General features: G+C 58.5%; 7 protein-coding genes. 6 read left to right on the forward strand and 1 reads right to left on the reverse strand.

Annotated features, from left to right (window positions below; genetic code table 11):
- The 6 genes from nuoK (at window position 1) to FGA82_RS31470 (ending at window position 6,309) form a co-directional block, all read left to right on the forward strand.
- Window positions 1-309 (forward strand): NADH-quinone oxidoreductase subunit NuoK, encoded by a 309-nt coding sequence (gene nuoK / locus FGA82_RS31445; protein WP_003223790.1) that lies wholly within the window; start codon window positions 1-3, stop codon window positions 307-309.
- Window positions 306-2,159, forward strand: a complete 1,854-nt coding sequence (gene nuoL, locus FGA82_RS31450) for an NADH-quinone oxidoreductase subunit L (protein WP_008082848.1) — start codon at window positions 306-308, stop codon at window positions 2,157-2,159. The genes nuoK and nuoL overlap by 4 nt, the downstream gene beginning before the upstream one ends.
- 39 nt (window positions 2,160-2,198) lie before the next feature.
- Window positions 2,199-3,731: an NADH-quinone oxidoreductase subunit M gene (gene nuoM / locus FGA82_RS31455; RefSeq protein WP_008082846.1), complete on the forward strand. Its 1,533-nt coding sequence runs from the start codon at window positions 2,199-2,201 to the stop codon at window positions 3,729-3,731.
- A 7-nt stretch (window positions 3,732-3,738) separates the two neighbouring features.
- Entirely contained in the window at window positions 3,739-5,202 is a 1,464-nt protein-coding gene (gene nuoN / locus FGA82_RS31460; RefSeq protein WP_007920173.1) for an NADH-quinone oxidoreductase subunit NuoN, read from the forward strand.
- A 452-nt stretch (window positions 5,203-5,654) separates the two neighbouring features.
- Complete coding sequence (locus FGA82_RS31465) at window positions 5,655-6,005, forward strand: toxin (protein ID WP_038362833.1); 351 nt, start codon at window positions 5,655-5,657, stop codon at window positions 6,003-6,005.
- Window positions 5,995-6,309, forward strand: a complete 315-nt coding sequence (locus tag FGA82_RS31470) for a helix-turn-helix domain-containing protein (RefSeq protein ID WP_126364511.1) — start codon at window positions 5,995-5,997, stop codon at window positions 6,307-6,309. Before FGA82_RS31465 ends, FGA82_RS31470 begins: the two co-directional genes overlap by 11 nt.
- 86 nt (window positions 6,310-6,395) lie before the next feature.
- Here FGA82_RS31470 and FGA82_RS31475 read toward each other — a convergent pair.
- On the reverse strand, window positions 6,396-8,926 hold a 2,531-nt coding region (locus FGA82_RS31475), incomplete at its 5' end, for a hypothetical protein (RefSeq protein ID WP_212760563.1).

The following is an 8,926-nucleotide window of genomic DNA, read 5'->3' on the forward strand; positions in this document are numbered from 1 at the left end:
ATGCCTGCTATCCCTCTCGAACATGGTTTAGCCGTCGCCGGCATCCTGTTCTGCCTTGGTCTGGTCGGCCTGATGGTCCGCCGCAACATTTTGTTCGTGTTGATGAGTCTGGAAGTGATGATGAACGCCTCTGCACTGGCGTTCATTGTTGCAGGCGCCCGTTGGGGCCAGCCGGATGGACAGATCATGTTCATCCTGGTGATCAGCCTTGCAGCCGCCGAGGCCAGTATTGGTCTGGCGATCCTGCTGCAACTGTATCGCCGCTTCCACACGCTCGATATCGACGCTGCCAGTGAGATGCGCGGATGAACCTGATCTTTCTGACTTTCGTATTCCCTCTGATCGGTTTCCTGCTCCTGTCGTTCTCCCGTGGACGCTGGTCGGAAAACCTCTCGGCGCTGATCGGCGTGGGTTCCATTGGCTTGTCGGCGATTGTCGCCGCCTACGTCATCTGGCAATTCAACGTCGCACCACCCGAAGGCGGTCACTACACCCTGGTGCTGTGGAAGTGGATGGCGGTCGAAGGCTTCAAGCCTGACTTCGCCCTCTACGTCGACGGCCTGTCGGTCACCATGCTTGGCGTGGTGGTTGGCGTCGGTTTCCTGATCCACCTGTTCGCGTCCTGGTACATGCGCGGCGAAGCGGGTTACTCGCGCTTCTTCTCGTACACCAACCTGTTTATCGCCAGCATGCTGTTCCTGGTGCTCGGCGATAACCTGTTGTTCCTGTACTTCGGCTGGGAAGGCGTGGGCCTGTGCTCGTACCTGTTGATCGGTTTCTACTACAGCAACCGCAACAACGGTAACGCCGCACTCAAAGCCTTTATCGTGACCCGGATCGGCGACGTGTTCATGGCCATCGGCCTGTTCATCCTGTTCCAGCAAGTGGGCACGCTGAACATCCAGGAACTGCTGGTGCTGGCACCGCAGAAATTCCAGGTCGGCGACTTCTGGATCACCCTGGCGACCCTGATGCTGCTGGGTGGCGCAGTCGGTAAATCGGCACAACTGCCGCTGCAAACCTGGCTCGCGGACGCGATGGCCGGCCCGACCCCGGTTTCGGCACTGATCCACGCCGCAACCATGGTGACCGCCGGTGTTTACCTGATCGCCCGTACCCACGGTCTGTTCACCCTGGCGCCGGAAATCCTCCACCTGGTCGGCATCGTCGGTGGTGTGACTCTGGTTCTGGCAGGTTTCGCGGCACTGGTTCAGACCGACATCAAACGTATCCTCGCCTACTCGACCATGAGCCAGATCGGCTACATGTTCCTGGCGCTGGGCGTTGGTGCATGGGATGGCGCGATTTTCCACCTGATGACCCACGCCTTCTTCAAGGCCCTGCTGTTCCTTGCTTCCGGTGCGGTGATCGTTGCCTGCCACCACGAGCAGAACATCTTCAAGATGGGCGGTCTGTGGAAGAAACTGCCACTGGCCTACGCCAGCTTCATCGTTGGTGGCGCGGCACTGGCTGCCCTGCCACTGGTCACTGCCGGCTTCTACTCCAAGGACGAAATCCTTTGGGAAGCGTTCGCCAGCGGCAACCACGGTCTGCTCTACGCAGGTCTGGTCGGCGCGTTCATGACCTCGCTTTACACCTTCCGCCTGATCTTCATCACGTTCCACGGTGAAGCCAAGACCGAAGCCCACGCTGGTCACGGCATCGCTCACTGGCTGCCACTGTCGGTGCTGATCGTATTGTCCACCGCCATCGGCGCGATGATCGTTCCGCCACTGCACGGCGTACTGCCAGAAAGCGTTGGCCATGCCGGTGGCGAAGCCAAGCACAGTCTGGAAATCGCTTCGGGCGCCATCGCCCTGGCCGGTATCCTGCTGGCAGCGCTGCTGTTCCTCGGCAAGCGTCGCTTCGTCACGGCCATCGCCAACAGCGGCATCGGCCGTTTCCTTTCGGCCTGGTGGTTCGCTGCCTGGGGCTTCGACTGGATCTACGACAAACTGTTCGTCAAGCCTTACCTGGCGATCAGCCACGTACTGCGCAAAGACCCGCTCGACCAGACCATCGGTCTGATCCCGCGTATGGCCAAGGGTGGTCACACTGCCCTGAGCCGCACCGAGACCGGTCAACTGCGTTGGTACGCTGCTTCGATGGCTGCTGGTGCCGTGCTGGTCATTGGCGCCATCGTGCTGGTAGCGGTCTGATATGAACCTTGCGAATTTGCGAAAGGAAACGAGCCCGTCATGATTCTGCCTTGGCTAATCCTGATCCCCTTCATCGGCGGCCTGCTGTGCTGGATGGGTGAGCGCTTCGGCGCTACCCTCCCGCGCTGGATTGCGCTGTTGACCATGACCCTGGAACTCGCCCTCGGCCTCTGGCTGTGGGCCCACGGTGACTATTCATTTGCCCCGGCGCCTGGCGCCGATCCGACCTGGGCGCTTGAGTTCAAGCACATCTGGATCGCGCGTTTCGGCATCAGCGTGCACCTGGCCCTCGACGGCCTGTCGCTGTTGATGATCCTGCTGACCGGTCTGCTGGGTATCCTCTCGGTACTCTGCTCGTGGAAAGAGATTCAACGTCACGTTGGCTTCTTCCACCTGAACCTGATGTGGATCCTGGGCGGCGTTGTCGGCGTGTTCCTCGCCCTCGACCTGTTCATGTTCTTCTTCTTCTGGGAAATGATGCTGGTGCCGATGTACTTCCTCATCGCGCTCTGGGGTCACAGTTCTTCGGACGGCAAGAAAACCCGGATCTACGCGGCGACCAAGTTCTTCATCTTCACTCAGGCTTCCGGCCTGATCATGCTGGTGGCGATCCTCGGTCTGGTGCTGGTCAACTTCAACAACACTGGCGTGATTACCTTCAACTACGCCGACCTGTTGAAAACCAAGATGTCGATGACCACCGAGTACATCCTGATGCTCGGCTTCTTCATCGCCTTCGCGGTCAAGCTGCCGGTCGTACCGTTCCACTCGTGGTTGCCTGATGCCCACGCCCAGGCGCCGACTGCCGGTTCCGTCGACCTCGCCGGTATCTTGCTGAAAACCGCTGCTTACGGTCTGCTGCGTTTCGCCCTGCCGCTGTTCCCGAATGCTTCGGCCGAGTTCGCGCCGATCGCCATGACCCTCGGTCTGATCGGGATCTTCTACGGTGCGTTCCTCGCTTTCGCGCAAACCGACATCAAGCGTCTGATCGCCTTCTCGTCCGTTTCCCACATGGGTTTTGTGTTGATCGGCATCTACTCCGGCAGCCAACTGGCCCTGCAAGGTGCAGTGATCCAGATGCTCGCGCACGGTGTGTCGGCGGCGGCACTGTTTATCCTCAGCGGTCAGTTGTACGAGCGTCTGCACACTCGTGACATGCGTGAGATGGGCGGTGTGTGGTCGCGTATCGCATACCTGCCGGCAATCAGCCTGTTCTTTGCAGCCGCGTCTTTGGGTCTGCCGGGTACCGGTAACTTTGTCGGTGAGTTCCTGATCCTGATCGGCTCCTTCGCAAGCTGGCCGTGGATCACCGCGATTGCCACCTCCGGTCTGGTGTTCGGTTCGGTCTACTCGCTGATCATGATCCACCGTGCCTACTTCGGTCCGGCGAAATCGGATTCGATCCTGCACGGTATGGACGCTCGCGAACTGATCATGGTGCTGGGCCTTGCGGTGTTGCTGATTTACATCGGCGTCTACCCGCAACCGTTCCTCGACACTTCTGCCGCCACGATGCATGGCGTTCAGCAGTGGCTCGGCACCGCCTTCACTCAACTCGCTTCGGCCCGGTAAGAGCGCTATGGAATTCACGATTCAACACTTTATTGCGCTTGCGCCACTGTTGATCACCAGCCTCACCATTATCGTGGTGATGCTGGCGATCGCCTGGCGCCGCAACCACTCGCAGACCTTCCTGATCTCGGTCGCCGGTCTGAACCTGGCCTTGCTGTCGATCCTCCCAGCCCTGAAAGTCGCGCCTCTGGCCGTGACTCCACTGCTGCAAATCGACACTTTCGCTTGCCTGTACATGGCGCTGATCCTGGTCGCCACCCTCGCCTGCGTTACCCTCGCCCACGCCTATTTGGGTGATGGCGGTTCGGGTTACCCGGGCAACCGTGAAGAACTGTACCTGCTGATCCTGATGGCCGCCGCCGGTGGTCTGGTTCTGGTCAGCGCGCAGCACCTCGCCGGTTTGTTCATCGGCCTGGAACTGCTCTCGGTACCGGTTTACGGTCTGGTGGCTTACGCCTTCTTCAACAAGCGTTCGCTGGAAGCCGGCATCAAATACATGGTGCTGTCGGCGGCCGGTTCCGCGTTCCTGTTGTTCGGTATGGCGCTGCTGTACGCAGACTCGGGTTCGCTGAGCTTCGTTGGCATCGGTCAGGCCTTGGCTGCGACTGGCTTGCCTAGCTCGCTGGCACAACTGGGCCTGGGCATGATGCTGATCGGTCTGGCGTTCAAGCTTTCGCTGGTACCGTTCCACCTGTGGACGCCGGACGTCTACGAGGGTGCTCCGGCACCGGTGGCCGCGTTCCTTGCGACTGCGTCGAAGGTTGCGGTGTTTGCGGTGATGGTGCGTCTGTTCCAGATCTCCCCTGCCGCGAGCAGTGGCGTGCTGAGCGACGTGCTGACCGTCATCGCCATCGCCTCGATCCTGTTCGGTAACCTGCTGGCCCTGACCCAGAGCAACCTCAAGCGTCTGCTCGGTTACTCGTCCATCGCGCACTTCGGCTACCTGCTGATCGCACTGGTGGCAAGCAAGGGTCTGGCGGTGGAAGCCATCGGCGTGTACCTGGTCACCTACGTGATCACCAGCCTCGGCGCCTTCGGCGTGATCACCCTGATGTCCTCGCCGTACAACGGCCGTGACGCAGATGCGCTGTACGAATACCGCGGCCTGTTCTGGCGCCGTCCGTACTTGACCGCCGTGCTGACCGTGATGATGCTGTCGCTGGCCGGTATCCCACTGACTGCGGGCTTCATCGGCAAGTTCTACATCATCGCTACCGGTGTTGAATCGCACCAATGGTGGCTGGTCGGTTCGCTGGTGCTGGGTAGCGCCATCGGCGTCTTCTACTACCTGCGCGTGATGGTCACCCTGTACCTGATCGAGCCAAACCTGCGTCGCCACGACGCCCAGCTGCACTGGGAACAGAAGGCAGGCGGCGTGATGCTGCTGGCCATCGCCCTGGTCGCGTTCTTCCTGGGTGTGTACCCGCAGCCATTGCTGACTCTGGTTCAGCAGGCGGGTCTGGCGGGCTGATTGCTCCGTCGCTTTTAGCTACAAATAGAAACGGCACCTTCGGGTGCCGTTTTTGTTTTTGTCGGATTCACAATCTCGAGCGCTTGCGTTGGCCTCTCGCGCGCCAGCCCGGCTCCCACAGGTTTGTGCGTCGTTCACAAACTCTGTAACTACCCTGGGTCACTGTGGGAGCGAGCCTGCTCGCGAATACGTCGGCACACTCAACCTCTTCATCACCTGACACCCCGCCGCTATCGCTATTCGGCGCTAGACACTGCTGCGGGATTATTCTCACAGGTGAATTGCGAAGTCTCCTCACAACCAATCGAACGTTCTCACCACACGCGGCGACTCGTCCTACAGGTCTTTTTACGAGCGGCGTCTACCGTTGAAAAAGGGACGAAAAGCAAGGCCAGGAAGCCTTGACCGATTCGATTATCGAGACAACACTATACGTAGTTAGCGTACAGAACATGGATGCTCTATTTATCGAATTGCCTGTGTTTCAGAAGCACCGAGACGACTATCTGGATGACGATCTGTTTCGCAGCTTTCAACTGGAGTTGCTGAAAAATCCGCAAGCGGGCGATCTCATCGAGGACACAGGCGGGCTTCGTAAAATTCGCTTTAGTGACCAACGAAGAGGGAAAGGCAAGCGCAGCGGATTACGAGTTATTTATTACTGGTGGTCAGGCTTCGATCAGTTCTGGCTCTTTACCGTCTACAACAAAAACGAGCAGGACGACTTGACGCCTGCCCAGAAAAAACTTTTCAGAAAAACACTGGATAGAGAACTCAACGCGAGAAGCCACTATGAAACGTGACATTTTTTCCGAACTGATGGATGGCCTGGACGCCTTGGCCGATGAGCGCCAGGGCAAGATCACGCTGCGCACCCATAAGGTTCAGTTACCCAAACTGGTGCCGATCACCGCTGAAGAAGTGGTCGCCATCCGTCAACAGCTCAATCTCTCTCGCTCGGTGTTTGCGATGTATCTGCGCACCAACACCCGCACGCTCGAAAACTGGGAGCAGGGTCGTGCCACACCCAATGCTCAGGCAACAACGCTGATTCGTCTGGTTGAACGTTTTCCACAGACGATCGAACAATTGGCGGCTCTGAGCTGATATTCAGGATGTTTCACCTGCAAAAATGAAAACGCCTTTCCTCTGGCGAGAAAAGGCGCTGACTTCATCTGGCGCACCAACGTTTGTCAGCCAAGACTGCCGTCATAGCGGTTGAGAATGGTCAAGCTTGCCGATTCGCCATCGTAGTAATTGATATATATCCAGCCATTGGAATCAGTCAGGCTTTCCACCGTTGGCTTGCCAGTCACCGCGACAGTCACCGGTACCCTCCCCGCAGGTTGTCCCGTAAAGGTGGAAGTCGCGCGAATGCCATACCTCCAGTAAGAAGCCGAGCCTCCCATTTCCTGAGGGCCGAATTTTTCAGATATGTTGACCTTGTTATGCCCCAGAGACATCGGCAGCTCCAATGAATTGAAATCCCGGGCCGGCACCTTCAACCACACCGCAAAGTTACCAGCCTGGGCGCTGTCGACGCAGTTCAATGACCAGCTCACACCGTCATCGCCAAGTGTCTGCGGGGTGGTCGGACTCACAGTAACGCCAAGTTCAGCCGCTTGCGCACTCAACTCCAGCACCACGTCGTGGCCAAGCAAGAAGCTGTGATCCTGAGGTCGCACGGTTACGGTATGTGTCGCCCCAAGACAAGGGAACGCCGGGCCGCCGCCAAACAGCTGTGGGAATGTATCGAGATCAACCTTCACAGCCTCAGCCAAATCCCCCGCTTCCACGTACGCTGGCAATTGCCAGTCGGACATCACCGGACTGCTCAGGCTCAAACCGAATATTCCGCTAGTGCCCTCCTCAGCAAAAACAGACCAATGCACTGGTACCCCTGCCTGTATCGTCTGCCCCATTCCCAGGTCTGGAACAAAGCTCAAGCCACGTTCCTTCGCGCCCCAGAGGTTTTGCAAAGTGACGGTGGAGCCGATCAGAACACTGCCGTCGTTGACCTTGAGCTCCAGCTTATAAGGCTGGCTTCTTTTCAACAGCCTGAGATCGCTCACGGCCAGATCAACTCGCTCGCCGTCCAGATAAAGCTCCGCGGCCTGTGCCCAGTCATCGTGCAGCACGGCGTTCACTTCGTAGAGCTCGGTCATGACGACGCCGGCGTTTTCCTGGGTAATGTCTGCGAGGATTTCATGCTTGCCCGCCGTTTCAGGGGTATAGCGATAACAAGTCCACCCCTCGACGTCGGTCTGCGTTGTCGCCAGCAGCTCCTGCTCGCCGTTAATGCGCCATTCCACCTCCACGCCATCGGCCACCGCCCCGGTGACACCGGAAATCACCTGCACCCGCAACAGCACGCTCTGCTCAGTGCCCACCACCGGCGTACCCATGGCCGGGTTGGCGTCGCCAATGGCGTATAGGGACTCGCGCACCTTGAAAGAGCGAGCCTCAGTCCAGTCGGAGCAGTCGCCATCGACTGTCTGCCGGGCCTGTATGTTGTGGTCTCCGAGAGACCACTCCTGCTCTGCAGTCCAGCTCCATCGAGTCGAACCGTCGACAGAGGCAAACCGCTCCTGGGGATCATTCGCATAATGCAGAACGATCTCCCCTCCCGTTACACCTGTACCTCGGAACCTGGGATAGCGTGAGGTCTCGGAGTTCGCCAGTGGCGCTTCGATAGCCGGTGTTTGCGGCGGTGCTTTGACCGTGAACCGATGCGGCGTACTCCAATCGGAATCGGCTCCGTCATCTGCTTGCATGACTTGGATGGCGACATCGCCAGGTGCCAAAGGCGACGATAGCGTGAACTCCAGAATGCCATCGGCGTTCGCTACCTCCTGATGCAACGTGTCACTTTCTTCAAGGCGCACTGTATGCGGTGCACCGGGCAGGCCGGCGACCTTGATCGTCGGGTATCTAGAGGTTCTGGCGCCTCTCTGCGGCTCGAGAATTTCAGGAATATCAGGCTTGTTCACGACTTTCACGATGAAAGTACACAAGTCACTCGGATCGGAATCCACACCGTTTTCCGTCTGTACGACCTTGACCTTGTTTTCCCCCGGTGGCCAATCCATCTCAGGTGTAAAGGTACGGGTCGCCCCGTCACCGGCGAACTGACCGTCGACCCGGACATCCATGTGTGTCGACATAAGTAGCGTGACGATGCCGGACGAAATATTGCTTATTCTCAGTTCCCCCCTGACGGCGACCGGAGTGTGCGGTTGCTCGATCACGGGCTGCGGTGGTCTGATGTAAAAATCAAGCACATCGGTTGGGTCAGATGTCAGGCCGTCCAGGCTCTGCACCGCTTTGATTCTCTGCTGGCCGGGCTGCCAGGGAGATTTGAACGACCATTTCATCTGGTCGTAAGTCACTTCCCCGGCCAACGGGCTACCGTTGGCGGCTTGCACAAACAACTCTGCCCCCACTTCACAGCTTCCTTCCACCATGACATTGGCCAGATGGCTGGTGTTTGGCAGCGGCTGGGTAATTTGTGGTTTTGGGGGCTTGGCTGCAACCCTGATAGTGACCAGCTCGCTTGGATCAGAGGTCACGTTGCCGACTGTCTGCACCACTTTCACTTGAGTGCTGCCCACTGGCCAGAAGGCCTTAGGTGTGAAGATACGGGTTGTACCGCTTGGCGAGAAACTCCCCTCCACCATTGCGCCTGAATGGGTAGTCATTTGCAGGGAAGTTGCATTCGCCAGCC

It is taken from the genome of Pseudomonas fluorescens (assembly GCF_005938625.1).
GTDB classification, from domain to species: domain Bacteria; phylum Pseudomonadota; class Gammaproteobacteria; order Pseudomonadales; family Pseudomonadaceae; genus Aquipseudomonas; species Aquipseudomonas fluorescens_BD.